This window comes from Nitrosarchaeum sp. AC2, assembly GCF_013407385.1.
In the GTDB taxonomy this organism is placed as follows: domain Archaea; phylum Thermoproteota; class Nitrososphaeria; order Nitrososphaerales; family Nitrosopumilaceae; genus Nitrosarchaeum; species Nitrosarchaeum koreense.
The window spans coordinates 1,667,513-1,691,672 of the sequence record NZ_CP030847.1; the positions used below are offsets into that span (position 1 = coordinate 1,667,513).

Consider the following 24,160-nt stretch of genomic DNA (forward strand, 5'->3'; position numbering starts at 1 on the left):
CTATTTGTTTTTTGATTTACTTTTAGATGCCAACATCTTAAGATTTGCAAGTTCTGTTTTTAATGATTCAATCTGAACTAAAGTTTGCAAATTTGAAATTTCTTGGTTTAGTCTTTCAATTTCACTGTCTTTGAGTTTCACACTTTCTTTGAGTTTGTTTAATTCACCAGATAATTCATTTTGTGCTACTTTAATTTCAGTAGGACTAACTTGTTTTCCATCTGATGTGTAAATTTGAGTTGTTTGTGAGCTACTCAAGCTTTTTTTTTCGCTATGATTTTCATGTATTTCATATTTATGCATATAATCAGCACTCTTTTGAGAAATCCAGCAAGTGAATGTAAGGAACCAAGTTATCGGTACAGCCATAATAAACACAAAGTTTAGGAGTGGAGCAAAATCTACAAAATAAGGCCATAATCCAGTAAGTACAGCTGCAAAGACTCCAGTAACCACTGTTGCTAAATGGTTTCCAAGGTATCCCATAATTTATTTGAAAAATTCATTGTTTATAACAGTAATGCTAATGTCAAAATTTGATATTAAGTAAAAAGAAAAAAAGAGTCTAGTTTATTCGTCTTCGTTAGATGTTTTAGGCATATCTGATTGTAAGATCTGGATTTTTTGTAGTAATTCAGTTCTCAAATCTCTTGCGACCCTTCTTACAGTAGGTCTTGGGACACCAAGTTCATCTACAACTTTGGTATAGATATCTTGCTTGTCTGTTACACCTTTGTCAAGATAAGAATTAATTGCTTCTTTAATGATCGTGCTTTGGTTTGTACGATTCAACGAATTCTAAATTTTAGTTGTTCTATATAAGACTATAACTTTTTGACATGATTTAATTTTTAATTCAAGTATTAATAGTTGGAAAAATTTTTCATTTAGAGTATTCGCTAATTATTAAATAATTATTGTATTAACGAAAAACGTACAGATTATTATGAATTTTTCAAAAAAAAATAACAGACTATAAAAATATTAATTTACTTTGCACAAAAAGACTCTTATGATAATGCTGTTGATAGTTCTCATTGAGTACAGCAATTATTGAAACAAACTTGGGAACAATTGTATTTAAATTACTTCCTGATTTGGCTCCAGAAACTGTAAGAAATTTTGAGAAATTAGCAAAAGACGGATTCTATGATGGTACACTTTTTCATAGAGTTATTCCCGGATTTATGATTCAGGGAGGAGACCCTAACACAAAAAGTGGAAATAAGAGTACTTGGGGAACAGGTGGCCCAGGCTATACGATTAAAGCTGAATTTAGTTCCAGATCACATCATCGTGGGATTGTTTCTATGGCTAGAGCCCAAGATCCAAACAGTGCAGGCTCACAATTCTTCATTGTTACTACTGACAGTACTTTCCTCGATAGACAATATACGGTTTTTGGAGAAGTGACAGAAGGAATGGATATTGCAGATAAAATTGTAAAGTTACAAAGAGATGGAAATGATTGTCCTCTTCAAGAAGCAAAAATGATTCACGTTAAAGTGGAATAAATGAAAATAAAGCAGATTGGTTTTTTCATAATACTGTTATTCATTATAGCAATTCCTACAGTTTATGCCCAAGTATCTATTGGCGAAGAAGTAAAGCAAAAAACAGTTAATGTAATAATTAATGAATTGAATCAAATTCACGTTGTACATGAAGTCATTGCAGCAAATTCGCCTAAACAATTACAATTGATCGATGGATTGGTAAGTAATCTTAGTGTTACTGATGTTGAAGGAGATGAGAAGCAGTTTGGCTCTATTGGAGATAACGATGGTATTATTATTTTTCCATCACAAAAAAACATAGTTGTACAATATGATCTTGAGGATGTTTTAGTTCTAAAAAATAATGTATGGACTTTAGATTTTAGATATCTTCAAACAACTAATTTTATATTTCCAAATGAAGTAGATCTAGTTTTTGTAAATGATAAACCAGTGTATTTGGGTGAGAAAAAGGGAATTGCATGTCATGGTTGTCAAATGATTCTAGAGTATTCTATCAATGAACCAAAAATATTAAAAAATATAAAATATGATAATAAAGATTTTTTAATTGAAATTAGATCGTTTGCAGAAACAGATGAATTTAATTTTGAACAATTAACCAAAAGAATTAATTTTCATGTTAATGGAGAAAATCAATTTCTAACATTGGTAGTTCCTCTTCAACTATTACCAGAATCATATGATGTATTAGTAGATAATGAAAGAATATACTTTCATGGATACATCAATAATGGAACACATGTATGGATTAACGTAAGATCCGATACTACAGGCATGGTATCAATCGTAGATTCAAAAAATACTGATCAAGTAAATCCCAATATGCGAGATTTACCACTAGTATCAGACATTAATCAGAACATCATAGTTTTATTTGGCGTAATAATCATAGTTGGAGTTATTATTACCATATTTATCATGAAGAAAAAATCATCAGTAACTTCAAAAGATATCGAAGATGAGCATACTCAAAATGCAGATGAAATTTAATATCTCAATAGACTATGAATATATTTTTAGATAATGTAAAACTATTCTCCACCTGAACCACAAGAACAAAAACCATATTCATCAATCCGAACATTACAGATTACACATTTTTCGCCATAATCTACTTCCCAGGGTTCTTTTCCATATAACTTAAAATGATCATCAATCTCAAGTGGGATTTCCCGTTTCTTTCCCAATGATTTGTATATGTAAAACAACTATACATAGATTATTGGAGAATAAATAAATGAAAATTGAATGTGGATGTCACTGTATCAAATGTAAAAGTACTAATCTTGAATCAAATAGAATCGGACAAATTGAGAAAGATGGATATTTCGATATGCATCACACATGTAATCAGTGCAACACACATTTTGATCATTTAGATGGAGAAATTTTTGAGAGTTGTGAAAAGTGTGAGTATAAAATTAGTTAGATACTAATGCGTTTTCAACAAAATAATGGGCTCTATTCTCTTTTGAATTTTTTAGAATTTCTCTATTAGATGCCATTTTTGCTAAAGCTTTTGATACATCTAAGGGACTAGCACTCCAACCATATTCTCGAAGTTGTTGGACGGTTTCTGTTACGGTTCTAGGAGAATCAAAGAATTTACTAGTTTCTAATATTCTTAATTTTGCTTTGATTTCATGAGGTGTAATTGGTTTTGGTTCATTAAACTCTGGCTCAAATGCTTCTGCATCATCTAAATATTCAAGACCAAATCGGTTAGATTGTATTGATTCATTTGGCTTTGTAGAAACTTCATTTGAATTTTCATAGATAATTTTTGCCTGATTTGCATGTATGTGACTAGATATGTTTTCAATAATTTCACCTAAAGTTTGATTATCAACATAGAAATCTCTAGACTCAACCTCAATTTCACTCTCACCAAGTTTGAGTTTTATTCTAGCCATCACCCATAAATCGTAAGGTTTTGATTTATTCTGCTAGCTCTAATCAGCTTCAAGATTAGATCAAAACTTTTACACATAGAAATGGGATTTTTTTCCTATTGAGTTAAAAAGCGATCATGAGATAACGTGATGTATGGTTTCCAAAGCCAAGAAAGTAATCATAATTATTGTTATAGCGTTAAGTCTATTTGCATATTCACAATATGTATTAGCCTCACAAATAGGCGTGAAAATTACTCAAAGTGATCTTCTTGAAGAGAATGAAAGTGGAGTAATTCATGACGTTGTACTAGAGTTTAGTAATCCATCATTATTGTATTTGACTGCTGGTAAAACAGAGTTTTTTGTAGTAACAAATGAGGAAATGATAGGAAGGGGAGATTTGGAATCATTTGTACTGCCAGCATTAGGAAGTAGTTCTGTAAGCGGTACGTATATGAGAGATTCTAATGTAAATACACAAGAAGATTCAACAGTAAAAATAAGTGGTGTCATAAAATATGATGTGATTTTTACTTCGATTGATGTACCTTTTGTATATTACCCATCACCTGATCAAGCAAGAGAATTTATACGTGAAAATTAGTTTTTTAAAGAATGTTAACTGTTTTTGGTTCTACTGCCTTAGATACAATTAGAACACCAAAAAAAATTTTAAAAGATGTTTTAGGTGGTGCTGCTACATTTGCAGCAATATCAGCAAGTAATTTTGTTGATACAGGACTAATAGCTGTAGTTGGAAAAGATTTTCCTGAAAGATATCATCAAATTTTAGCAAAATATCTTGATTTACGAGGCTTGACCATAAAAGATGGTAAAACATTTCGTTATGATGGAAGTTATGATAAAACACTTAGCACAAGAGAAACTTTGAAGACTGAGCTAAATGTATTAGCAGATTTTAAACCAACTGTTCCACAAGAATATAAAAAATCTCAATTTGTGTATCTAGCCAATAACGATCCTGATCAAAATTTAATGTTAATTAAAGAATTTGATAAAGTAAAATTTTCAATGTGTGATACTATAGAATTTTGGATTTCTACAAAACGTGAATCTGTAATTAAGATGATTAAAGCTGTAGATGCAGTGGTCATAAATGATGAAGAAGCTAAATTACTAACAAAAGAATTCAATTTAATAAAATGTGCAAAAAAAATGATGGAATGGGGTGCAAAATACGTAATAATTAAAAAAGGAGAGCATGGTTCAATGATGTTTTTTGATGATGTAGTATTTCCATCAGCAGGATTTTCATTAGAAGATGTGGTGGATCCAACAGGTGCAGGAGATTCGTTTGCTGGAGCCATGATAGGGTATTTAGCTAGTAAAAATTCAGTCAGGTTATCAGAGATCAAAAAAGCTGTTGTTTATGGAAATGTTTTGGGTTCATTTGCTGTTGAAAGATATGGATTAGAGGGATTACTTCAAATTAAAAAAACAGATATCATGAAACGAGTCAAATTATATGAAAAAATGATTCGTTTCTAAAAAGATTTAAGTTTGATTATTTCCGCAATTGAGTTGTATATTCTAAGATATGTCTGAAAAAAATGAAGATCGTTTAGATACTATATTCAAATTACAAAAGGGGTTATCAGAAATGATGAAATTAGATCGATATCCAAAAGATTCTGAAGGAAGAATTTCTGCATTATCTACAGCAATAATACATGAAGCAGTAGAACTACAAAGAACTACAAATTGGAAATGGTGGAAAACTCCAGTTCCATTTAATGTATCAGAAGCAAGAGAAGAATTAATTGATATTTGGCATTTTGTGGTACAAGCATCCTTAGAACTAAATTTGACTCCAGATGATATTCTTGAAGAATATAAAAAGAAAAATGAGATTAATCGAGAAAGACAAAGAAACGGATACTAGTTTACATATTTTTTAATTGTTTCAAAATTAGTTTCATTGATTATATTTACTAGATTGATTTCATTCTGAAAATAATTTATCTCAGATTTTGTTGAAGTAAGAAAAGGATCAGGACTTAAAGAGTTAATTATTCTTCCATATTCATTGATTCCATTTTCATGTAATTTAATCAATGAATGACCAGCTTTATGACCCCAGACTTCTTTGCCACAAACTATAAGCGTTTTTACTTTTTTATTTTGGTTAAGATATTTAATTATAGAATCAATTCCTTTGTTTTCAGAAAGTAATCTTCCAGCAATAGAAATATGATTCAAAAGTTCAGAATTTGAGATTTTTTTAAGTAAATTCATGCTTGAAAGTGTACAAATTGCTATAGAAGAATGAGGATTTCCTAGGTATGATTCTTCTGGAATTGGCAGTATAATCTTACATAATTCTCCAATTGTATTTCCAATACTATTCATTTATTATATCACGAAGAGATTGTGCGATAAATTCAATATTTTTACTAGTAACTTTAGGATGTATTGGCAGAGATAAAGTATGAGATGAGGCCCATTCAGTAATAGGAAGTTTGATTTTTTGTTGGTAAAATGGTGTTTTGTGAACTGGAATAGGATAGTAAGAAGCTGCACCTATTCCTTTTTCATTAAGTTTTTTCAAAATTTTATCTCGTTTTGAAGTTGCTATTGTGTAAAGATACCAGTTCACATTTTCATTTTTTCTTTGATGTGGTAAAATAATATTCAAATCAGAAATAAGTTTTGATAATAGATTTGCGTTTTTTTGTCTGGTTTTTAGAAATCCCGGAAGTTTTTTCATTTGTATTGTTGCAATAGCAGCACTTATTTCTGGTAATCTAAGATTTAATCCAAATATTCTGGTATCATATCCATGAACCATTCCATGGTTTCTGATCATCAATAATTTATCATGTAATTTTTTATTGTTAGTTCCAATAAATCCTCCTTCGCCAGATGTCATTACTTTAGCAGGATACATACTCCAACAACCTAAATCAGAAAAAGTTCCAGCATGTTTTCCTTTGTAAGTAGAACCTAAAGATTGAGCAGAGTCCTCTATTACAGGCAAATTATGTTTTTTTGCAATTTCTAGGATCCTATCAATATATGCTACATTGCCATAAAGATGTACAGGCATAATTGCTCTAGTCTTTTTTGTAATCTTTTTTTGTAGATCATCAGGATCCATAGTATAATTTTCTTTCAATATGTCAACAAAAATTGGTTTTGCTCCAGTAGAGACAACAGAATTGGCAGTTGCAACAAATGTAAATGAAGGAACAAGTACTTCATCACCTTTTTTGATATCTAAAGCATAAAGTGCAGCCTGTAAAGCAGCAGTACCAGAATTTACAGCAACTACATATTTTGATTTTATGAATAAAGATGCTGATTTTTCAAATGCTTGTACATGCTTTCCTCCATGACTTGCTGCTGATGTAAGTGAACCATTTTTAAGAATTGAAGTAACTGCAGAAATTTCATCTTTACCTACAAATGGAACATTAATTGCAATTTTCAACAAGGAATCTCTATAAAACTAGTCTATAAATCTCATGAAATAGGCATGAATTTTTATATTTCAAAATTAGGAAATTCGCATAATGAGTCAACATCATCTTGAAAAATCAGATGCAGGGTACAAAGTTTTTCTATACATTTTCTATGTTTGTGGTTTTATCATGGTCTCAAGTCTTGTTTTTGGAGTATACATCACTATGATAGAATGGATGGAAAATGGAAAATATGTTATGGGAGAAGCAATTCAGAATACTTTCATACCATTTGAAAATTTTGCCAGGGTTTCTACTTGGATATTCTTTTCTACAATTATTGGATGGTATTGCGTTTCAAGAATAGGATGGAGAAGAACTGCTGGAAATAAAATCATTGGGTGGAGAATGGCATTACTTCAGCTTATGTTGTTAGGATTTGCAATTATTACATTGTATGAAGTATTATACAATTTTACAGTTTTAAACGCAGAGATCACAGCAGGTATGATTAAAGGTAATGCCCCCAATATTGACATGTTATCAATTGCATATCCAGATCAAAATAGACCATGGAATTTGGTTTTTGCAACAAAGGTTTTCCTTGCTGCATTCATAATTAGTGCCCACGCATTTTATCTTAGTACTAAACCAAGAAAAGTCTTAGAATAGTGAATTATAATTTTTATTTAGATGCAAATAGTTTTCCTAGCTTTTCTTGATCAGCTTTAACTTTACCAAATGCTTTTCTGTGGGTTTGATTACAAAATTTTACAGTTTCTGAACGTGGATCATTTTTTCTTGTTTCCTCAATAATTCTACCACACCAAAAACAATATTCTTTCTTAATGACTCCCAATTCCCATCCTAAAAATTTGGAATCATAGTATCCTTTTTCTTTTGGACGTATAGAATTTAGAAAATCACCCTTCTCAGATTTAATCCAAATATTTTTAATTTTAGGATGAAATGGTTTATTCCATCGTCTCTTTTTTTCATCCCATTTGATATTGTTCTCAGTACAAAATTGATAAAATTGTTCCTCAAAGTGTTTAGATACCACAATTCTATTCACAGTTTCGCCTATGAAAGCATTCCCAAAAGATAATCTTGTAAATTGACAATTGTTACCTTTGTAAGAATTTTTAAGAATTAAATGGCTTGGGAAGAGGAAATTAGTTTTTCTACTAGATGATACTATACTAAACATGGGATTGTTTGGTAGTTCTAATGAAACAAAATGTAAAAAATGTGGAACAGTACTAACAGATCCTGAAAGGCTAAAAAAACATCAAGAAGTTGCACACAACAAAAAAAAGGAAAAATGCAGAGCATGTGGTTCAGAATTTGATTCTTCAGAAGATCTAAGAAAACATAAAAAAAATTGCAAGTAAAATATTATTTTTAAAAATTAATTAATGATTAAAATTTATGGTAAAGATTATCAGTTCCTAATTTGTATAATTTAGAAAGTTTTTCATTTGCTTCTTCTTTAGTTAGTAGATCTCTTTGAGTAAAATCTCGAAATTGTTCATTATATTCTATATCATCACTATGTCCGGAAATACAAAATAATCTTGATTTATTTTTTCCTCTATATTCTGTTATTGTACCTCTTTTAATTAACAAATCAATATGATTAGTTAACGTTTGATGATCAATTTTTGCTTCTATTGATAAATGCATAAAAGAAATCCAATTTTTATAAGTTGTAAATTTTTCTATAATTGAAATAATTCTTTGTTCGCTTCTACTCCATTTATCTTCAGTCATAATTATAATTCAATTCCTATATTTTTCATACTTCTAAATAATAAAAAACTCAATTATTTAGATAGTCCTGATTTAGATGTACGTTTTAATGCTTTTTCTATTGCTTCCAAATTTGCAATTTCATTTTTTGAATTTATTGTTAGTGTTTTGATCATTTCAGAACCTAACTGAACTGCTTGCTCAGGTAGTACATCTAAAAATTTTTGTAATCCTTTTTTGTAGTTTTCAATTAGTTCTAATCCTTCTTCGAGTGTCATATTATTGATAATTCATTTAATAATTCAAATATTGCAAATATGAACTAAATCATATTTCAAATAACTTTATAGACCTACATCTCAGAAGTTGTTTTGATTTGGATATTACTGAAAAAATTGAATTAATTGAAAGACCCCCAACTGAAGAGATTGTTACGCATGAAGAATTATTAGAATTGTTCAAATCAAATTCATCCCCAAAGCATTACATTGGTTTAGAGATTTCTGGATTTTTACATCTTGGTAGCTTAATTAGTACCGGTTTCAAAATTAATGATTTTATTAAAGCAGGTGTTAAATGTACAGTTTTTCTTGCAGATTGGCACACTATAATTAATGATAAGTTAGGTGGAAGTTGGGAAACCATTGAAAAAGTTTCAAAATATTACCAAGATGCTTTCAAGTTAGTTTGTCCAAATGTAGAAATTGTTTTAGGATCAAAATTGTATGAAGAAAAAACAGAGTATTGGGCTAATCTTGTTAAATTTACAAAACATATGTCGATAGCTAGAACTATGAGAACCCTTACAATCATGGGACGCTCAGAAGACGATACAAAAATAGATGTAGCTAAGTTACTTTATCCGGCAATGCAAGCTGTTGATATTCATTCTTTAGGTGTAGATATCGCTCATGCTGGAATGGATCAAAGAAAAATACACATGCTTGTAAGAGAGATTTTTCCTAAAATGGGATGGAAGGTTCCAGTAGCTGTTCATCATAAACTATTACCAGGTTTAACAAAACCAGCAAATGCAAATGGGGAATCAACAAAAATGAGTAAGTCAGATCCAAATTCAGGAGTTTTTATTCATAATTCTGATGATGAAATTAGAACAAAGATCAAAAAAGCATGGTGTGAAGAAGCAAATATTCAGAATAATCCATTATTAGAAATTTCAAAAAATGTAATTTTCCATGAGTTTAAGGAAATTAATGTAGAAAGACCAGAAAAATTTGGTGGAAACATGACATATGCAAATTATAATCAATTAGAATCTGATTTTGCAGAAAAAAAATTACATCCAACTGATCTAAAACAAACAGTAGGAGAATATCTAGTTAAAGTGATTTCGCCAATCCGAGAAAAATTAAACCTTAGTGAAGAGTTGTTTAACGCAATTAAGAAAAATTATTGAATTTTAAGATTGGGGTTTGTTTGTTCTTCTAGATTATATTTTGATTTGTATCCTCTCGGATTAATCATTAAATCCTTGTAAGTGTAAGTAGATGAGTTTCCGATGATTACTGTACTTATCATTCCCAATTGATCAGAGTGATTTGGAAGATTTTCCAAGTCGGTCATTACAATAGTTTGTGACTCTCTAAATGCACCTTTAATTATTGCAACAGGTGTAGTTGGTTTTCTATACTTTAATAGAATTTTTCTAGTATCTACTAGTTGATGTATTCTTTTTTTACTTGCTGGATTATAAATTACAATTACAAAATCACCTTGTGCAGCAGCTTCAACTCTTTTTGTTATTATTTCCCATGGTACCAATAAATCACTCATACTTACAACTGCAAAATCAGTCATAAGTGGTGAACCAATAATTGATGCACATGAGTTCAATGCAGAAACGCCAGGAACTATTTCAACTTGCAGACCATCTTTAGGATTCCAATTTGTTGCTGCAAGTGTTTCATAAATTAATCCAGCCATTCCATAAATTCCTGGGTCACCACTAGAAACAAGTGAAACTATTTTTCCAGATTTTGCCAGATCAATACATTGATGAGCACGTTCAACTTCTTGAGTCATGGCATAACGATGAACTGTTTTTCCTTCAATAAGATCTTGTACTAGGTTAACATATGTTTCATATCCAACAATTGTATCACTTTCTTCAATCACTTCTTTAGCACGAAATGTCATATGATCATGATGTCCGGGACCAACACCGACGATGTAGAGTTTACCAGTCAATTTAACATTAAATTTTCTTTCAAGTAATTTATCCGTTTAGTGATTTTATTTTTATTGGAATGGATCTATGAGGGGACCATTTATGATATGATGGCTATTCATGGGACGAGCTAAACTTACTGAAATAAGGTCTTTTGCTTTGAAAGAATCAATATCAGATATGGTTTGGAGTATTTTTGCATCTTCGGGATTGTGCCATTCAACATTATAGATACGCCATATAGGACTATAATTTTCCTGATCAGAATTTACACTTGATATTCCTGGTTGATACCCTAAATAACCTGAGCCTTTAATGCCATTTTGAAATTGAAAAAGATCAGCTGCAGAAGAATTTGCAATTAGATTGTCATATACAGGAGAAAATGGAATTCCCATTATTTCTGATGGATTAGAAGGAGTTGCATCAGTTACAATAGAATAGATTGTTTTACCATCTGGGCCCCACATACGATGAGCAACAAAAGTTACTGTCATCTCATCTTTGTTAATTTTAGTAATTTGACCTCCACTAAACGTTAAATCATCAGTAATTTGGGTATCATTTCTTACTAACATTTGTCCATTAGGCCAAATTATTTGAGGAGAATTAATTACTACTCCAGTTTTAGTAAATTCGATTCTCCCATCTTTTTCAGCATCAATTACATCTTCAAAAGATTTTAGAACTTTTGCATTTTGACCTTTTTTCCATGAAACTTCAATTACGGAATTTAGTGCGCTGTACTTTGATTCTTGAACTGGAGTACTTGAAAAAATTTCTTTTTGATGTCCATAAATTCCGTTTCCTCTAACACCGTTATTAAAAATGAATATTTTTTGTAGAACCTCTTCAGGCATTTTTTCAATTAAGTGGGAAGTTTGTACTGTCCATTCTTGTTTTTCACTAATTTTTTTAGAATAATCTTCTCTACTAGTATCTGTTATAATATAAAAAATAGAATTTCCTTTGTATAGTCCTTCATGCATTGGGATAATTGCTTCTACATTTGCTCTAGATAACATTAGTGATGGATCTTTGTCAACTTGTATTTTTTGCATAATTACTTCGGTTGGTTGACCTCTAATCCAACCATCAACACTTACAGTTGCAGTAAACTCTCTTGAATTAGAAGAATGTAATGCCAAAGCAGCTCCAGTAAATTCAATCGAATCTGATTTTGATTTAAGATCGATTAATGACATTGCGTAGATAGTTTTTCCATCAATAGTCCAAGTCGGTTGGCCTTTGACATCATTATTAGTAATTTCGTGTAAAACAACAACATCTACAGGCTCATTTGATGTAAATGTCATAGAACCATCATAAAGAGTGCCCTCATTTGGCGATAAAATTAATGATAGTTGATGATTTTCGTGCCCTTGACCTGGATCTTGTGATGAAATAATAGTTTTGGTAAAATGAATTTTTTTAGTAGAATTTGCATCAACATAGCTGTTAGAGATAAAGGAAATTGTAAGAATCCCTGAAACAAAAATTCCTACAATTAAGATAATTACAAATCTATTCAATGAAATCATTTGAAGTTGCTCCCCTTAAATGATTTTATCTCTAGTTAATTTTATCCAGTTCAAATGCATCATGTAAAGCCTGAACTGCCACATTAGTATCAGAATTTTTAACAACAAATGCAAGATTTAGTTCTGACGAACCTTGAGTAATCATTGCTACGTTTACATTATTTTTTTGGATTGCTCCAAAGACTTTAGATGCAACGCCTACAGTTCCCCGCATTCCTAAACCAATTAGAGCAATAATTGCAACATCAGTAGTTACTTCTAGTTTTTTAATTATTTTTCCTAAAAGTTCCATTTCTAATGCATTAACTGCTTTATCTAAATCAGTATTCTTGACTACTATAGTGATACTAGATTCTGAGGGATTTTGAGATATCATCATTACATTGATACCAGCTTTAGCTAGTGTTGCAAAGATTTTTGCAGCAGTTCCAGGATTACCAACCATGCTACCCCCACGTATATCGATTAATCCATTATGACGAATACTGCTAACACATTTTACAGTGTTTTTTGTAGAAATTGAAGGAGAGTCAGTGACAAGGGTTCCTTCGTTTTTTACATTAAAGGAATTTCGAATCTTCATAGGAATTTTTTTTGTTAATAATGGCTCAAATGTGCGTGGATGAATTTGTTTAGCTCCAAACAAAGCCATCTCAATTGCTTCGACATAAGAAACCTCTTTGAGTAATTTTGCATTTTTTACTATTTTTGGATCTGCAGTCATTAATCCATCTATATCACTCATTAACCATATTTCATCAGCTTTGATGCATGTGCCGATAATTGTAGCTGTATAATCTGAACCACCTCTACCAAATGTAGTTATGTGTCCATGTTGATCGGCTCCTGTAAAACCTCCTATTACTGGGATTGTTTTCTTGGTAAATTGCTGATCGATTGTTTTAGAAACTCTTAATCTTGTAGTATCCATTAACGGTATAGATTCTCCAAAATTAGAATCTGTGACAATTCCAACTTCTTTACCTGTTAGGTATATTGATTTTTTATTCAAATCGTTAATTGCAAAAGAGATTAATTTTATTGAAAGACGTTCTCCAAATGAGATCAAATAATCCATAGATCTGGCAGTTACTTCTCCCAACAATACCATTCCTTCAATTAATGCAACAAGTTCTCTAAAATCTACATCTAATTTTTCTAATAATTTTTTTCTGATTGTAGATTTTTTTATTGTCTGCTTTGCAAGTTGTTTATGTCTATTGATAATTTTTGATGCTAGTTGTATGGCTTTGTCTTTATTCTCATTTTTTATAGATTGAGATATTTCAATTAAATCATCAGTGGTACCACTAGTTGCCGAGCAGACTATTACTATTTCATTATGTTTGGATAATGTATTAACATAATTTGCTACAGTTTGAATATCTTTTGCCGATGAAATTGATGTTCCACCGTATTTTATTACAAGTCTCAATTCAAAGTACCTGAATCAGTTAATCTTTAAATGCTTTAACTTTCTACTCGTGGAGCCAGATAAAAGTGGATTCTGCCTATGTTTGCTACTTTGAATTCAATTCTTAGAGGTTTTGCACTAGAAAATTCACATGTAATTTGACCTGCGGTAGTACCTACTGCTTTAACTACAGGATTGAGATATTCGAGGCTATAGGTACCAACACTGTCCTCTTTTGAAGAGATTTCACCAATTTCATCTGTATCTTTCTCTAGATCAATTACAACTTCACCTGAATCACCTTTTCCAGAAAAATCTGCTTTTGAATCAGATGTATGAATAGTCAAATAATCAGATACAACTTGAACATCTCCTAAAATCTTATCAAATCTAGAAGATGATAAAGTAATTTTAGAATCATATGGAATTTTTGGTAAAGGAGTATCAGTTGCAGAGCTTTCAATTAAACGCATTTTGTATTTTTTATTTTTACCGACTGTTACAAGTAACATGTTTTGTTCAGAAATACTAATTTCAATACTATCTTTTTTATCGGCTCTTTTAATTAATTTAGAAAATTCATCTATTCTAACTCCAAATTTTATATCACTATCACATTCATATTTTTCAAATGCAGAATTAGGCCAAGAAATATCTATTAAAGCTACATGAGATGGATCCATTCCCCTAAAAGTAATTCCTTCAGCTGTTGCAACAAAAGTAGCTTCTTCGACAAGTGTAGATATTGCTGAGATGATTGCTTTTAGATCATCTGAACCACTTGTTTTTGCTTCGAAAGTCAAACTAAATCTTTTGGGTTTTATGTTCCAGTTAAACGTTATGCGTAATTACGCCAAGTGTATCTACATTTAGAACATCTATAGAATTGAGTTGTAGGTTCATCAGCACTTCTAGTTTGTAACATCCACCAAACTGCTTCATCGTTACCACATTTTTCACATTCAATTTTTATCGTAGGTAATGTTTCAGTTCCTTCATTTTCTGATAATACGTTAAATTGTGATTCCTCTTCTTCAACTATAGTTTTTGTTTGCATGGTTTCATTTCCTTCAACATAATTGCATTTTGGACATTGGAGACCAGAATCACCTTTTTTTAATTTGACCTCACATTTGGGGCAAAATTTCATCTAATTTACCTTAATTTTAGAATTAAATAATTGTTTAAATTCATTAGCCATTTTTATTGCAGAATCTGTTGCTTTTTTGATTTCTTGCAAAGGTTTTGTGTTTGAGTTTATTCTCATCCAGCATTCATTGGTGAGAGGATGTTTTACAATAACGCCTGCAAAATCAATATTTGATTCCTTTAAAAGCTCATGTTGAATTATGTATAAAATTCCTATATCAGTTTCCGTAATAGAAAGGCTAATTTCCTTAGGTTCTGAACTGATTACTTGAGCATTCATGTATTCGGAAAAAGCACTTATTGTGGATATAAATCATTATGAGCGGATAGAATGACAGAAAGTAAGATTTCAGATATCGACATAGTGAAAACTAAGGATGAATACGCATTAAACGACAGTATTGAAGTAAATGTCAGTTTTAAAGTAGATGGGGGGATAAGAGAGGCCTTCAATGAGACAAATTGGACTAAAGCATATAACAACAATGATGTGTCATTTAAGATGAAATACGGCATAAAGCTGACTTCTGGAGGATTTAGGAAAAAGGAGGTCGGTAAAACTATTGACACTTATAGAAAGGCAGCAATTTTTTGGACACGAAACCCCAAATTGGTTAATCCCCATAAAGATAGAAGAATATGGGTTCAAGTAGCCAAAAATTTTGAGCCATTTATTCGATTATCGGAAGAAGAGGTAAGACAAGAGTTGTTTGATTTTAATGAAAAAATTATCATTAAAGCTTCTGAGTTAGGAAAAGGCAAGCATAAGATCGGTGCTGAGGTATTTGCCTCATGGCAAAAACACGACTATACAGAACCGGGAAATGTTAAAAGCAATTCTAAGGAAATTGAGATCACAATCAATTAGGGATATAAGGAACTTTTTGAGTTAATTATTATGGCAAAATACGATGGTCTGTTAGGACAACCAATACTTGAAGTTGAAGAACCAGATAAAGAAGGAGGCATCACGTTTATCTTTAAAGATAACAGATTTTTGTTCATTAAAGTCGTGGACGGAAAAATAGATGCCGTATCAATTCCAGAATAGGTGAAAATGAATGGATAAATTCGAACAAATTAAAATGATTGAATTGGTAAAGGTTGAAGATCCTGATTCGGATGGTGGAATTACTCTTGTATTTCAAGAAAATAAAATATTAAAGATAAAGATTGTAGATGGAAAACTAGTATCACAGTTTATGTGATCTATTTACTTCCTACATGTTTTTCATAGAAGGTAATAGCTAATTCCTGTACTTCGGATTGGATAGATCCTGGTCTTTCAGTTCTAATTTTTTTAATTGCATCTTTTGCAGGATAATTTTGATACTTTATCAGATAACAAGCTAGAATTGTTCCAGCTCTTCCCATTCCAGCTGCACAATGAACCATTACAGCTTGATCCTTTGAAATTTTTTTATGGATAAAATCAACTGCGGTATCAATTCTATCCATGTCAGGAGCTGTAAGATCTGGGGTGGGGACATGTAAATAACCAATATTACTTACCCATTCTTCAGGTAAAGCATTTTCAGTCATAGTTACAATTGATGTAACACCTTGTTTTAGAATCCAATCAAACTCATCAAAACTTGTTGGTATTCCTGAACCTGCAAGTTTATTTTCAATTAACCATGAGAAATTGGTTGGTTTTTTAGTAATTTTACCATGAACTTTTCTCCAAATATTTCCTGGTTTACTCATAGGTAATGTGTTATTTTCTATATTTTTAGGATTGCGAAAAGTGATGCACCTTATATGGGAAAATCATCTATAATTAACTAAAATGAACAAAGAGGCAATTCTTTATGAAAAATTACCTAACAAGAAAGTACGTTGTACTGCTTGTGCAAGATACTGTGAGATGAATGAAGGCCAAATAGGATTATGCGGAATACGTGGTAATGAAAATGGAAAATTAGACTTATTTGTATACGGTAAAGTAATAGCAGGACATGTTGATCCAATAGAAAAAAAGCCAGTCATACATTACAATCCTGGATCTAAAGTGTTTTCAATTGCCACCACTGGATGTAATTGGCTTTGTAGATATTGTCAGAATTTTGACATTAGTCAGAGAAGAAAAGTAGAGGGTGTAGATATGACTCCTGAACAAGTAGTACAAACAGCATTAGATAATGGTGCAGATGGAATTGCGTATACATACAATGAACCATCTATATTCATTGAATTTGCTAGAGATTGTGGAGTAATAGCACATCAAAAAAATCTTTACAATGTATTTGTCTCAAATGGATATGATACTCCAGAATCAGTAAATATGATGGGAGAATTTTTAGATTCTATAACAATTGATTTCAAAGGTAATGCAGAACCTAATTTTACAAAAAAATTTATCGGGGTTCCTGATCCTCAACCTATTTTTGATACATTATTAGAAATACGTGACAAGACGAAGATTCATGTAGAGATTACAGATCTTATTATTCCAAAAGTAGGAGATAGTTTAGAATATGCAGAAAAATTATGTAAATTTATTTATGAACAATTTGGTCCAGAAATGCCAATTCATTTTTTACGTTTTCATCCAGATTATAAAATGATGGAATTTGATTCTACTCCTGTTAAAACTTTAGAAAAACATTATGAAATTGCAAAAAAAGTTGGATTGGAGTATGCTTATATCGGAAATGTGCCAGGTCATCCTTTTGAGCATACTTATTGTTCAAAATGTAACAACATTGTGGTTAAGAGATATGGTTTTGATATTGAAGGTTGGAATCTAGATGAGAAAAATAAATGCCAGTTTTGTGGAAATCAAGTTCCAATTATTGGTAATTTATCTAAAAATTATAAGAAAAATAGATTTCATTTTGTTCATTGAATAGCTATTGCTCTAACTGGAGAACCAGTTGCATCCTTTAGTTTTAATGGTAAAATTACAAAATCAAATTGTTTTAAAGAAATTTTATTCAAATTGGATAGATTCTCAACAATTAAAATATTATTTTTTGCAAGTATTTTATGAACTTTAAAAATTTTATCTTGACCTAAATCTATACTAGGTGAATCAATTCCAACTAAATTGATCTTTTTTGAAACAAGATATGTAGCAGCTGATTCAGATAAACCAGGATTATTAATAAAATAATAATTACTATTCAAGTTTTTTTGCCATTCAGTATAAAAAATACGGATGAATTTTTTGGAATATTACCATGTTTTCTTTCAAATAAAATTAAATCATTTTTAGTAATGGATTGATTTTTTCCTTTTCGTATTTTAATCAAGATACCATTTCCTACTAATCTATCAAGTGGAATTTGATGTATTTTTATTCCATTTTTTACAAAATGGTATGGTGCATCAAGATGAGTTCCAGTATGAGAGCTGAGAAATAACAATTCAAGATTATATTCATCATCTTTTAGTGTAGACCAAAGAATGAATTGTGGTTTTGGTGAATCTGGAAAAGTAGGAATGGATGTAGATATTGTCAATGTAAGATCTAGTGGTTTCACATCAGTAAATTACGATGGGGATTAATCAGTTTTTGAGATCTATGAAAGGTTAAATAGTGTTTTATGAAAAACTGCAATGTGCCTACTGCGTATGTTTTATTAAATTCTGACCTAGGATCTGATGAATCAATTATAGAAGATATCAAGCGTATTCTTGCTACTGAAGACATAGAGTATGAAGTTCAAGGAGTTTATGGAGTATACGATATAGTCTTAAAATTATCATCTAAAGATGCCGAAAAATTACGGGGGATTATTACAAATAAAGTTAGAAAAATTGGAAAAATACAATCAACACTAACAATGATGGTAATAGAAGAGCAAGAAAAATCATAGATTTTTTATTGCATCAATAACCTCAAGTATTTCAGATTCAGTATTAAAAAAATGAGGTGATGCTCGTACGATTTTTTGTTCTAAAATTTCTCTAACAGCCAATACAATGTTTTGCTTTTCTAGTTTTTCTACAATTGTTTGTGGATTTTGTCCATCAATATTAAAAGAAACAATACTTGTTCTTTCTTCAGGATTTTCTGGTCCATATAGAATAATATTTTTTACTTTAGATAATTCTTCTCTTAAAAGATTTGAAAGGTAAAGATTCTTTTTACGAATGTTTTCCATTCCAAATTTAAGAAGATAGTTTGCAGATGACTCTAAACCAACTATCCCAACATAATTACGAAATCCTGTTTGAAATTTATCTGGCATGTCTTTGAATGCAAGATTTATTTTATCATAAATCATTGCTGATTCTCCTCCAATAGTCATTGGTTCTAGTAATTCATGTGATTTTTTGTTACAATAAAATAATCCAGTTCCCATAGGCCCACATAACCACTTTGAACCATTAAATGACATAAAATCACATTTAGTTTTTTTTACATCAAAATTACCTATGCAGCCAATAGTTTGTGCACTATCAATGAAAAACGAGGTATTACTTTGAAGCATATTTCCAATTTTTTCTACAGGCAATATTGATCCTGTATTGTATAATGCATGACTAATAGCTACCAATGTCGTATCTCTATCAAGAAGAGTTTGAAATTCATCAAAATTAAAAAAACCGTTTTTATCTATGGATAAATTTTTAATTTTAGTTTTTTTCTGTAATCTAAGCCAAGGATAGAAATTTGCATGATGTTCATGTGAAAATCCACGAATTATAATATTAGAATTTTTTTCAAATGAGAGTCCATTGGCAACTATGTTTATTCCATCTGTGGTACTTTGAGTCAAGACAACTTCTTCTGGTTGGCTATTGATAATTTTTGCAATAATTTTTCTAACATTTTGTAATTTTTCAGCAATAAATGGTTGAGAATCTATTGAATCGGGTCCCATAGAATTGTATGAAATTTGAAAATCTTTCATGGCTTCTATGCTTTGTAAAGGCATTAAAGAAACAGAAGCATTATTTAGATAAATTTTGTCAGAATTATGAAAATCTTCTGATACATCTTTTGAAGCCAAATTCATTATTATATCTGTAATATACTAAATTGGTGTTGGATAAAAATCCTCAAGAGATTTTAGATAATGATTTAACATATGTAAAAAAGGAATTTTCAATCAAAAATCCAAATGTGATTTTATGCGCTGAGCCATTTCTGAAAGCAGAAATTTTAAATGAATTAATAGATTCTATTACTTATCCTATAATTTTCTTAGATTTTGATTTGCTCTATAGTGGTTATGTAGTTTCAGAATTAATTAAAAAAATGAGAGAGTAGAAATTTATCGTCCAAGTAAGATTGATTTGAAAAAAATCATATCTGAAATAGCAAATAAAATATCAAGTGAAAAATTCTTGGTCATAATTGATTCACTTAATGGATTCTACAACATATTTGATGAAAAAGAATCTGGGAGATTCATTAATGCGTCATTAATGCTACTTTCATCAGTTTCAAGGGAAAATGGCTCCTCAGTAATAATTACAGCAATAACACGAAAAAATGATGAAGGGGAATGGATTCTTTCCCCAGGAGGTAGACACATTATTGATTCAAAAAAATCTGGAATGTTTCATCTCAAAAGAATTGATAAAAGTATGATAATTAGGTCGTTAAATCAAATCGGAAATACTGAAAAAACATTCAAAATTGAATTATCCAATGTCTAATACACATTGAGAGCGATCAGAATTTTAAACGGTGTTATAAAATTTGAAACGCCGTTATAGAACAGATTTTTTGGGCAAATTATATTAAGAGCAAAATCGAAAGAAAATTTGTTATGCCAGTAGGAATTATTCCAGACATCAGCGAACAAATGTGTATCGGATGCGCACTATGTGTAGAAATCTGTACAACATTAGGACCAGATGTACTTAGAGTAAAACCAGTCGAAGGCTGGAAGAGAGGAAAAGCATTTGTCTTTTACCCAGAAAGATGCATCTCCGATGGAGCATGTATCGGTGTTTGCCCAACAAAGGCAATCTTTTGGATGAGACCAATGGACTTTACCGTTGGACAACCAGTTCCACTCTACAAGAACTCAGTCTTCGTTAAAGGTTGGACCGAATTAATCGATTAGATTAGGTCATCATTTTTAATTTCTTTTTATTATTTTAGAGGTTAACAGCACCAGCTTTTTTTGTTGTAGATTCTGGTTTTTTCTTCAGCCAGAATAAAATACCTATGAATAGAATAGCCGGAATTAAAATAATAATTATCATTAATTCATAGTAAGTGTTTAGTCTTTGAGCTGGTTTTAAATGATAAATTTCATGAGTGGTTTTTTCTGGATTGTCATAAACTACAGTTGTAAAGTCTACTGCCCTTAATGCTGTATTTTCAACATTTCCAGATACAGTTACACTTTCTTCAGCTAAGATTGAAGAAGATTGAATTCCTTCAATACGAATTATTATTGAACCTGAATCACTGAAAACAAAATTTCTATAATCACCACCAATTTGGTTTATACCATCATCACGAAGAATTTCTTTTCCATTTTGGAATATTATGATTGTATATTTCATTTTGGCAAGGTTCGAATTTGTTTGAGGATCATAGAACTGATATACAAATTGGATTTTTTCATGAGTTTTGATAATTGGTGGATCCCATGTAAGATTTACTTCTATGTTTTGATCTGGAGTGTATTGTAAAAGTGGAAATTTTAATTCTTTTCCAGTTGCATCATGCGGATAATCTGGAATTAATTTTTCAACAATTACAACTCCTTCCATCCAAGGATGAATGGTACAATAATATGAAAAAGTGCCAGATTCTTTAAAATCATATGACCATGATTCACCTGGCATGAATCTATCACTATTAAAATATCCATTTGGCGTTCCAAAATCATCACTCATCCAACCGAATCTTCCTGATCCTTTACCACTAGTAACTGTATGACCTTCTCGATCATCATTATACCATGTAATTGTGTCATCAATTTTTACAAATATTTGAGGAGGATCATACCATACTTCTGCAGGAGTGTTTAATTCTGGATTATACGCACCAAAAGGGATGCTGATTTTATATTCTTCTGCAAAAATTAGAGATGAAGAGCCCAAGATCGAAATAATAGTAACAAGTAATAAAAAATACATAATAAGAATTTAAAATTTAAATTGCATAAAAGATTACCTTAATTTTCAATAATGATATTCAGTTTTGATATTATCAAAAATCAGTGATAATCTAAAGTATGTTTTTAAAGTATTATAGAAATTATTTGATAATGAAACGAATAGAAGCGATTGTACAAAGTGATGTTTCTAAACAAGTAATCAATGAGATAAGAAAATCTGGTGTCGGTGGTGTTACACTAATTCAATCGTTAGGACAGGGAATGGGAGAACGACCAGAAATAGGAGGACGTCAAATAGAGTTTAACTCAGTAGATGTAATACTTACAGTTGTTCATGATTCAGAGGTAAAATCAGTAGTTTCAGCTATCATGAATGTTGCTCACACAGGACAAAAAGGTGATGGAAAAATTTTTGTTACAAATGTAGAAGAATCATACGATATTAGTACGAAAGAAAAATCAACTAAATTAATTTAATTGTAAAAAGTATTATCTATTTTTTCTAGAAACACGATATACTGGATAATCAGATTCGGATGAGGAAAATGTGTTTTCTATTTTTTTAAATATATAGTCGTCAAAATTTTTAGCACTTTTATAGAATTCTTCGCCGATTACTAAGCCATTTGCAGGAGCAAGTCTATTTATTTTTGCACATCGATTTACAGTATTTCCAAATATATCATTGATAGAGGATGTAGATGTTTTTGCAATTCTAACTATTCCATAGGTTGAACTAGTTCTGTAATCAAAAATAGGTAATTTGTGATTTTCAAGTTTTTTTACAATATCATCATGTAACTCTCCTAATGCAAGACAACAATCTAGGCATTTTTTTAATGTAGATTCTTCTTCTGAATGTATAACCGGAAAATAAAACAATAATGCATCCCCAATATTTTTTATTACAATTCCACCAAAATTTCTCACAGTAGAAGCAATAGAATTAAGAAAAATTTTATAAAATTCACTAGTTTGTGATTCGGATAAATTAAGAGTGATTTTTGTTGAATTCATAATATCAACCATACATACACAATATTGCTCACTATGATCAGAAAATTGCAATAAAATATCTTCTTGTTGTTTTATAACATCTTCTTTTTCTTTAATTTCAATTAATGATTTCTGAAGCTTTTCAGTCATTAAATCAAATGCCTGAGATAGCTCACCGATTTCATCTTTAGTTGTGATGTTTGTTCGAACATTAAAGTCACCACTTGCAACTTTGTTTGCAGCATTTTTTAATTTAATTAGAGGTCGTGACATAGATTTTGAAATTAGAAATGCCACAATTGTCATTATTATAGTGATCACTAAACCAGTTTGAAAAATTCTATTTTGGAGTATTATAACAGGCTGAATTGTTTCTGATTCGTCAATTTCCGCAAGTAAAACAAATCCTAAATCATTAGCACAGTATGATGATCCATAAATATTGATTTTTCTATAATCCAAATAAATTCCTGAAAAATCTTCTGATTCCCTAAAACATTTTTGGACAGGAACGGTATCAACTTTTTGTTTAAAGATAGCGTTTTCTATGAATCTAGATTCAGATAACATCAAGAACCCGTCACTTACGATATAAACTTCGCCTGTTTTTCCTAAACCACTTGAATCAGTCAAAATATTATCTAATGATTCAGTTCTCATTCTAGAGATAACTACTCCAATTGGTTCATCATTTTTTTTATCATCTAGAGCAAAAATTGGAGAAACTATAATCATCTTTTTACCAGTTGCAGTTGGCTCAAAATCCACTATTGGTTTTTTTAATCCTTTTTGAAATAGTGGATCTTGAAGAAAATTATTATCAGTTAGTTTACCAAGTGAAAAGTAAACATTACCATTTGCACCAATAATTTTTACATCCTCAAAACCTATCGAAAACCCAACTAATGTTTGAAATGCTTGGATTTGAGTAAGGAAGTCTCTACGTTTGATTTCTCTTTCTTTATGCAAATCATCTTCTGAAACTTGGTTTAAATCATTAACAAGAATTTTTATCATTGGATCATTTGCTAAAATTTGATTTTGGTCAATTCGTGATTCAAAAAGAAGTCTAATAGCATTACCACGTGTAGCTGATTCGCCTAATAATAGATCGCTAGCTCTTTCTATTAGAATTTGTTCAGCATAGTTAAAGCTCAAATAAGCTGTAACCAAAAGTGTAATTATAGATACTATAATTACTAAAAATATCAATTTTTTATCTATACTAAAGGAAATTTGCAATCAATTT

Annotated in this window: 36 protein-coding genes and 1 pseudogene; 17 read left to right on the plus strand and 20 right to left on the minus strand. The window is 30.5% G+C overall.

Going from position 1 to position 24,160, the window contains the following annotated elements:
* Together DSQ20_RS10065 and DSQ20_RS10070 are read right to left on the minus strand one after the other, a co-directional pair.
* Entirely contained in the window at window positions 1-486 is a 486-nt protein-coding gene (locus DSQ20_RS10065; RefSeq protein ID WP_179365509.1) for a hypothetical protein, read from the minus strand.
* An 84-nt stretch (window positions 487-570) separates the two neighbouring features.
* Window positions 571-792, minus strand: a complete 222-nt coding sequence (locus tag DSQ20_RS10070; RefSeq protein ID WP_179365510.1) for a hypothetical protein — start codon at window positions 790-792, stop codon at window positions 571-573.
* A 245-nt stretch (window positions 793-1,037) separates the two neighbouring features.
* On the opposite strand from DSQ20_RS10070, the gene DSQ20_RS10075 reads away from it, so the two are divergent.
* Window positions 1,038-1,514, plus strand: a complete 477-nt coding sequence (locus tag DSQ20_RS10075; RefSeq protein WP_179365511.1) for a peptidylprolyl isomerase — start codon at window positions 1,038-1,040, stop codon at window positions 1,512-1,514.
* Entirely contained in the window at window positions 1,515-2,510 is a 996-nt protein-coding gene (locus DSQ20_RS10080; protein ID WP_179365512.1) for a hypothetical protein, read from the plus strand.
* Between the two features lie 41 nt (window positions 2,511-2,551).
* Here the strand turns inward: DSQ20_RS10080 and DSQ20_RS10085 are convergent, their stop codons facing one another.
* Window positions 2,552-2,707 (minus strand): hypothetical protein, encoded by a 156-nt coding sequence (locus DSQ20_RS10085; RefSeq protein WP_007551603.1) that lies wholly within the window; start codon window positions 2,705-2,707, stop codon window positions 2,552-2,554.
* A gap of 234 nt (window positions 2,708-2,941) precedes the next feature.
* Window positions 2,942-3,433, minus strand: a complete 492-nt coding sequence (locus tag DSQ20_RS10090) for a hypothetical protein (protein WP_007551604.1) — start codon at window positions 3,431-3,433, stop codon at window positions 2,942-2,944.
* Between the two features lie 133 nt (window positions 3,434-3,566).
* On the opposite strand from DSQ20_RS10090, the gene DSQ20_RS10095 reads away from it, so the two are divergent.
* The 3 genes from DSQ20_RS10095 to DSQ20_RS10105 are packed head-to-tail and all read left to right on the plus strand — an operon-like array spanning window position 3,567 to window position 5,318.
* Window positions 3,567-4,019, plus strand: a complete 453-nt coding sequence (locus tag DSQ20_RS10095) for a hypothetical protein (protein ID WP_179365513.1) — start codon at window positions 3,567-3,569, stop codon at window positions 4,017-4,019.
* Window positions 4,020-4,030: 11 nt separating this feature from the next.
* Window positions 4,031-4,924 carry a PfkB family carbohydrate kinase gene (locus DSQ20_RS10100; protein ID WP_179365514.1) on the plus strand — a complete coding sequence of 298 codons (894 nt, stop codon included), beginning with the start codon at window positions 4,031-4,033 and terminating at the stop codon, window positions 4,922-4,924.
* A gap of 49 nt (window positions 4,925-4,973) precedes the next feature.
* A complete protein-coding gene (locus DSQ20_RS10105) occupies window positions 4,974-5,318 on the plus strand; it encodes a dUTPase (protein WP_179365515.1) in 345 nt (114 codons plus the stop codon).
* Here DSQ20_RS10105 and DSQ20_RS10110 read toward each other — a convergent pair.
* Together DSQ20_RS10110 and DSQ20_RS10115 are read right to left on the minus strand one after the other, a co-directional pair.
* Window positions 5,315-5,785 (minus strand): tetrahydromethanopterin S-methyltransferase subunit A, encoded by a 471-nt coding sequence (locus DSQ20_RS10110; RefSeq protein WP_179365516.1) that lies wholly within the window; start codon window positions 5,783-5,785, stop codon window positions 5,315-5,317. The genes DSQ20_RS10105 and DSQ20_RS10110 overlap by 4 nt on opposite strands.
* Window positions 5,778-6,866, minus strand: coding sequence for a DegT/DnrJ/EryC1/StrS aminotransferase family protein (locus DSQ20_RS10115; RefSeq protein WP_179365517.1), 1,089 nt, complete (start codon window positions 6,864-6,866; stop codon window positions 5,778-5,780). Before DSQ20_RS10115 ends, DSQ20_RS10110 begins: the two co-directional genes overlap by 8 nt.
* Before the next feature lie 82 nt (window positions 6,867-6,948).
* On the opposite strand from DSQ20_RS10115, the gene DSQ20_RS10120 reads away from it, so the two are divergent.
* Complete coding sequence (locus DSQ20_RS10120; RefSeq protein ID WP_007551611.1) at window positions 6,949-7,509, plus strand: hypothetical protein; 561 nt, start codon at window positions 6,949-6,951, stop codon at window positions 7,507-7,509.
* 13 nt (window positions 7,510-7,522) lie between these two features.
* On the opposite strand, the gene DSQ20_RS10125 is transcribed toward DSQ20_RS10120, so the two are convergent.
* Window positions 7,523-7,912, minus strand: coding sequence for a hypothetical protein (locus tag DSQ20_RS10125; protein WP_237698829.1), 390 nt, complete (start codon window positions 7,910-7,912; stop codon window positions 7,523-7,525).
* A gap of 133 nt (window positions 7,913-8,045) precedes the next feature.
* On the opposite strand from DSQ20_RS10125, the gene DSQ20_RS10130 reads away from it, so the two are divergent.
* Window positions 8,046-8,231: a C2H2-type zinc finger protein gene (locus DSQ20_RS10130; protein WP_179365518.1), complete on the plus strand. Its 186-nt coding sequence runs from the start codon at window positions 8,046-8,048 to the stop codon at window positions 8,229-8,231.
* Between the two features lie 28 nt (window positions 8,232-8,259).
* On the opposite strand, the gene DSQ20_RS10135 is transcribed toward DSQ20_RS10130, so the two are convergent.
* Window positions 8,260-8,610 (minus strand): hypothetical protein, encoded by a 351-nt coding sequence (locus DSQ20_RS10135; RefSeq protein ID WP_179365519.1) that lies wholly within the window; start codon window positions 8,608-8,610, stop codon window positions 8,260-8,262.
* A gap of 53 nt (window positions 8,611-8,663) precedes the next feature.
* Window positions 8,664-8,867 (minus strand): hypothetical protein, encoded by a 204-nt coding sequence (locus DSQ20_RS10140; RefSeq protein ID WP_179365520.1) that lies wholly within the window; start codon window positions 8,865-8,867, stop codon window positions 8,664-8,666.
* 98 nt (window positions 8,868-8,965) lie between these two features.
* On the opposite strand from DSQ20_RS10140, the gene DSQ20_RS10145 reads away from it, so the two are divergent.
* Complete coding sequence (locus DSQ20_RS10145) at window positions 8,966-10,006, plus strand: tyrosine--tRNA ligase (protein ID WP_179365521.1); 1,041 nt, start codon at window positions 8,966-8,968, stop codon at window positions 10,004-10,006.
* On the opposite strand, the gene cobJ is transcribed toward DSQ20_RS10145, so the two are convergent.
* From cobJ to DSQ20_RS10175, 6 genes are read right to left on the minus strand one after another with little or no spacing between them, the layout of a single operon-like run.
* Window positions 10,000-10,797 carry a precorrin-3B C(17)-methyltransferase gene (gene cobJ, locus DSQ20_RS10150; protein WP_007551619.1) on the minus strand — a complete coding sequence of 266 codons (798 nt, stop codon included), beginning with the start codon at window positions 10,795-10,797 and terminating at the stop codon, window positions 10,000-10,002. The two genes, DSQ20_RS10145 and cobJ, sit on opposite strands and share 7 nt — an antisense overlap.
* Before the next feature lie 51 nt (window positions 10,798-10,848).
* Complete coding sequence (locus tag DSQ20_RS10155; RefSeq protein WP_370464188.1) at window positions 10,849-12,309, minus strand: hypothetical protein; 1,461 nt, start codon at window positions 12,307-12,309, stop codon at window positions 10,849-10,851.
* Window positions 12,310-12,349: 40 nt separating this feature from the next.
* A complete protein-coding gene (locus DSQ20_RS10160; protein ID WP_179365523.1) occupies window positions 12,350-13,753 on the minus strand; it encodes an aspartate kinase in 1,404 nt (467 codons plus the stop codon).
* 35 nt (window positions 13,754-13,788) lie between these two features.
* A complete protein-coding gene (pcn, locus tag DSQ20_RS10165) occupies window positions 13,789-14,535 on the minus strand; it encodes a proliferating cell nuclear antigen (pcna) (protein WP_179365524.1) in 747 nt (248 codons plus the stop codon).
* Window positions 14,536-14,570: 35 nt separating this feature from the next.
* Window positions 14,571-14,882, minus strand: a complete 312-nt coding sequence (locus tag DSQ20_RS10170) for a transcription factor S (RefSeq protein ID WP_179365525.1) — start codon at window positions 14,880-14,882, stop codon at window positions 14,571-14,573.
* Window positions 14,883-15,161, minus strand: a complete 279-nt coding sequence (locus tag DSQ20_RS10175; RefSeq protein WP_048110146.1) for an RpoL/Rpb11 RNA polymerase subunit family protein — start codon at window positions 15,159-15,161, stop codon at window positions 14,883-14,885.
* 51 nt (window positions 15,162-15,212) lie between these two features.
* On the opposite strand from DSQ20_RS10175, the gene DSQ20_RS10180 reads away from it, so the two are divergent.
* From DSQ20_RS10180 to DSQ20_RS10190, 3 genes are read left to right on the plus strand one after another with little or no spacing between them, the layout of a single operon-like run.
* Window positions 15,213-15,749 (plus strand): hypothetical protein, encoded by a 537-nt coding sequence (locus tag DSQ20_RS10180; protein WP_179365526.1) that lies wholly within the window; start codon window positions 15,213-15,215, stop codon window positions 15,747-15,749.
* A gap of 30 nt (window positions 15,750-15,779) precedes the next feature.
* Entirely contained in the window at window positions 15,780-15,932 is a 153-nt protein-coding gene (locus DSQ20_RS10185; protein WP_007551627.1) for a hypothetical protein, read from the plus strand.
* Between the two features lie 10 nt (window positions 15,933-15,942).
* A complete protein-coding gene (locus DSQ20_RS10190) occupies window positions 15,943-16,089 on the plus strand; it encodes a hypothetical protein (RefSeq protein ID WP_007551628.1) in 147 nt (48 codons plus the stop codon).
* A gap of 1 nt (window position 16,090) precedes the next feature.
* Here the strand turns inward: DSQ20_RS10190 and DSQ20_RS10195 are convergent, their stop codons facing one another.
* Window positions 16,091-16,588: a dual specificity protein phosphatase 23 gene (locus tag DSQ20_RS10195; protein ID WP_179365527.1), complete on the minus strand. Its 498-nt coding sequence runs from the start codon at window positions 16,586-16,588 to the stop codon at window positions 16,091-16,093.
* Between the two features lie 82 nt (window positions 16,589-16,670).
* Here DSQ20_RS10195 and amrS point away from each other — a divergent pair, with 82 nt between their 5' ends.
* The gene (gene amrS, locus DSQ20_RS10200) at window positions 16,671-17,729 is read left to right on the plus strand and encodes an AmmeMemoRadiSam system radical SAM enzyme (RefSeq protein WP_179365528.1); all 1,059 of its coding nucleotides are present in this window, start codon (window positions 16,671-16,673) and stop codon (window positions 17,727-17,729) included.
* Here the strand turns inward: amrS and DSQ20_RS10205 are convergent.
* A pseudogene (locus DSQ20_RS10205) lies at window positions 17,723-18,366 on the minus strand (cyclase family protein). The gene amrS and the pseudogene DSQ20_RS10205 overlap by 7 nt on opposite strands.
* Window positions 18,367-18,444: 78 nt before the next feature.
* Here DSQ20_RS10205 and DSQ20_RS10210 point away from each other — a divergent pair.
* Entirely contained in the window at window positions 18,445-18,702 is a 258-nt protein-coding gene (locus DSQ20_RS10210) for an Lrp/AsnC ligand binding domain-containing protein (protein WP_007551635.1), read from the plus strand.
* Here the strand turns inward: DSQ20_RS10210 and DSQ20_RS10215 are convergent.
* Entirely contained in the window at window positions 18,697-19,848 is a 1,152-nt protein-coding gene (locus DSQ20_RS10215; protein WP_179365529.1) for an aminotransferase class V-fold PLP-dependent enzyme, read from the minus strand. The two genes, DSQ20_RS10210 and DSQ20_RS10215, sit on opposite strands and share 6 nt — an antisense overlap.
* Before the next feature lie 29 nt (window positions 19,849-19,877).
* On the opposite strand from DSQ20_RS10215, the gene DSQ20_RS10955 reads away from it, so the two are divergent.
* The 3 genes from DSQ20_RS10955 to DSQ20_RS10225 all read left to right on the plus strand — a co-directional run bounded on the left by DSQ20_RS10955 (window position 19,878) and on the right by DSQ20_RS10225 (window position 20,907).
* Window positions 19,878-20,102, plus strand: a complete 225-nt coding sequence (locus tag DSQ20_RS10955) for a hypothetical protein (protein WP_255458260.1) — start codon at window positions 19,878-19,880, stop codon at window positions 20,100-20,102.
* A gap of 26 nt (window positions 20,103-20,128) precedes the next feature.
* Window positions 20,129-20,494: a hypothetical protein gene (locus DSQ20_RS10960; RefSeq protein ID WP_255458261.1), complete on the plus strand. Its 366-nt coding sequence runs from the start codon at window positions 20,129-20,131 to the stop codon at window positions 20,492-20,494.
* A gap of 113 nt (window positions 20,495-20,607) precedes the next feature.
* Entirely contained in the window at window positions 20,608-20,907 is a 300-nt protein-coding gene (locus DSQ20_RS10225; RefSeq protein ID WP_007402606.1) for an ATP-binding protein, read from the plus strand.
* Window positions 20,908-20,941: 34 nt separating this feature from the next.
* Here the strand turns inward: DSQ20_RS10225 and DSQ20_RS10230 are convergent, their stop codons facing one another.
* Complete coding sequence (locus DSQ20_RS10230) at window positions 20,942-21,934, minus strand: plastocyanin/azurin family copper-binding protein (protein WP_179365530.1); 993 nt, start codon at window positions 21,932-21,934, stop codon at window positions 20,942-20,944.
* Window positions 21,935-22,065: 131 nt separating this feature from the next.
* Here DSQ20_RS10230 and DSQ20_RS10235 point away from each other — a divergent pair, with 131 nt between their 5' ends.
* Window positions 22,066-22,392 (plus strand): P-II family nitrogen regulator, encoded by a 327-nt coding sequence (locus DSQ20_RS10235; RefSeq protein ID WP_048110153.1) that lies wholly within the window; start codon window positions 22,066-22,068, stop codon window positions 22,390-22,392.
* 12 nt (window positions 22,393-22,404) lie between these two features.
* On the opposite strand, the gene DSQ20_RS10240 is transcribed toward DSQ20_RS10235, so the two are convergent.
* Window positions 22,405-24,153, minus strand: coding sequence for a HAMP domain-containing protein (locus tag DSQ20_RS10240; protein WP_179365531.1), 1,749 nt, complete (start codon window positions 24,151-24,153; stop codon window positions 22,405-22,407).
* Window positions 24,154-24,160 lie beyond the last annotated feature (7 nt).

Excerpts from the sequence above, each read along its gene's own strand:
- DSQ20_RS10130 (WP_179365518.1), top strand. The coding sequence starts at position 8,046 with ATGGGATTGTTTGGTAGTTCTAATGAAACAAAATGTAAAAAATGTGGA.
- DSQ20_RS10195 (WP_179365527.1), bottom strand. The coding sequence starts at position 16,588 with ATGAGTAAACCAGGAAATATTTGGAGAAAAGTTCATGGTAAAATTACT.
- DSQ20_RS10235 (WP_048110153.1), top strand. The coding sequence starts at position 22,066 with ATGAAACGAATAGAAGCGATTGTACAAAGTGATGTTTCTAAACAAGTA.
- DSQ20_RS10120 (WP_007551611.1), top strand. The coding sequence starts at position 6,949 with ATGAGTCAACATCATCTTGAAAAATCAGATGCAGGGTACAAAGTTTTT.
- DSQ20_RS10095 (WP_179365513.1), top strand. The coding sequence starts at position 3,567 with ATGGTTTCCAAAGCCAAGAAAGTAATCATAATTATTGTTATAGCGTTA.
- DSQ20_RS10180 (WP_179365526.1), top strand. The coding sequence starts at position 15,213 with ATGACAGAAAGTAAGATTTCAGATATCGACATAGTGAAAACTAAGGAT.
- DSQ20_RS10100 (WP_179365514.1), top strand. The coding sequence starts at position 4,031 with ATGTTAACTGTTTTTGGTTCTACTGCCTTAGATACAATTAGAACACCA.
- DSQ20_RS10110 (WP_179365516.1), bottom strand. The coding sequence starts at position 5,785 with ATGAATAGTATTGGAAATACAATTGGAGAATTATGTAAGATTATACTG.
- DSQ20_RS10185 (WP_007551627.1), top strand. The coding sequence starts at position 15,780 with ATGGCAAAATACGATGGTCTGTTAGGACAACCAATACTTGAAGTTGAA.
- DSQ20_RS10175 (WP_048110146.1), bottom strand. The coding sequence starts at position 15,161 with ATGAATGCTCAAGTAATCAGTTCAGAACCTAAGGAAATTAGCCTTTCT.
- DSQ20_RS10135 (WP_179365519.1), bottom strand. The coding sequence starts at position 8,610 with ATGACTGAAGATAAATGGAGTAGAAGCGAACAAAGAATTATTTCAATT.
- DSQ20_RS10140 (WP_179365520.1), bottom strand. The coding sequence starts at position 8,867 with ATGACACTCGAAGAAGGATTAGAACTAATTGAAAACTACAAAAAAGGA.
- DSQ20_RS10090 (WP_007551604.1), bottom strand. The coding sequence starts at position 3,433 with ATGGCTAGAATAAAACTCAAACTTGGTGAGAGTGAAATTGAGGTTGAG.
- amrS (WP_179365528.1), top strand. The coding sequence starts at position 16,671 with ATGAACAAAGAGGCAATTCTTTATGAAAAATTACCTAACAAGAAAGTA.
- DSQ20_RS10190 (WP_007551628.1), top strand. The coding sequence starts at position 15,943 with ATGGATAAATTCGAACAAATTAAAATGATTGAATTGGTAAAGGTTGAA.
- DSQ20_RS10105 (WP_179365515.1), top strand. The coding sequence starts at position 4,974 with ATGTCTGAAAAAAATGAAGATCGTTTAGATACTATATTCAAATTACAA.
- DSQ20_RS10170 (WP_179365525.1), bottom strand. The coding sequence starts at position 14,882 with ATGAAATTTTGCCCCAAATGTGAGGTCAAATTAAAAAAAGGTGATTCT.
- DSQ20_RS10065 (WP_179365509.1), bottom strand. The coding sequence starts at position 486 with ATGGGATACCTTGGAAACCATTTAGCAACAGTGGTTACTGGAGTCTTT.
- DSQ20_RS10215 (WP_179365529.1), bottom strand. The coding sequence starts at position 19,848 with ATGAATTTGGCTTCAAAAGATGTATCAGAAGATTTTCATAATTCTGAC.
- DSQ20_RS10080 (WP_179365512.1), top strand. The coding sequence starts at position 1,515 with ATGAAAATAAAGCAGATTGGTTTTTTCATAATACTGTTATTCATTATA.
- DSQ20_RS10230 (WP_179365530.1), bottom strand. The coding sequence starts at position 21,934 with ATGTATTTTTTATTACTTGTTACTATTATTTCGATCTTGGGCTCTTCA.
- DSQ20_RS10225 (WP_007402606.1), top strand. The coding sequence starts at position 20,608 with ATGCCAGTAGGAATTATTCCAGACATCAGCGAACAAATGTGTATCGGA.